Source organism: Vibrio sp. 10N.222.46.A1 (genome assembly GCF_041473595.1).
In the GTDB taxonomy this organism is placed as follows: Bacteria; Pseudomonadota; Gammaproteobacteria; order Enterobacterales; family Vibrionaceae; genus Vibrio; species Vibrio tasmaniensis_A.
In genome coordinates, this window is record NZ_JBFRSN010001576.1 from 1 (window position 1) to 279 (window position 279).

1 pseudogene is annotated in these 279 nt (G+C 34.1%); it reads right to left on the reverse strand.

The features are described 5' to 3' along the window. Positions 1–190, reverse strand: a pseudogene (locus AB4496_RS28190) (hypothetical protein); the annotation flags it as partial. Positions 191–279 lie beyond the last annotated feature (89 nt).

Genomic DNA, 279 nt, shown 5'->3' on the forward strand with positions numbered 1-279 from the left:
AGGTTAAGCCAGAACAGATAACACCTCGTTTAATCAATGATTTCAGCAATAGTTCATCGTTCTCAATAGTGGAAGCCTGTGACAGTGATGACAAAGTTAGAACCATTAAAGTCATTGCTTTTATGGGCATTTTTGTAAGAATCTTAGCTGTGCGAGCCTCGGTTGTAAGAGGCGTTGTTATAAGGAGCATATTCAAAAGAGCCATCAGTTTTGATTATGTAACAAAATATATTTATAAAATTAACCAATCAAATGGATAATTATTACAAGCAATTGTTC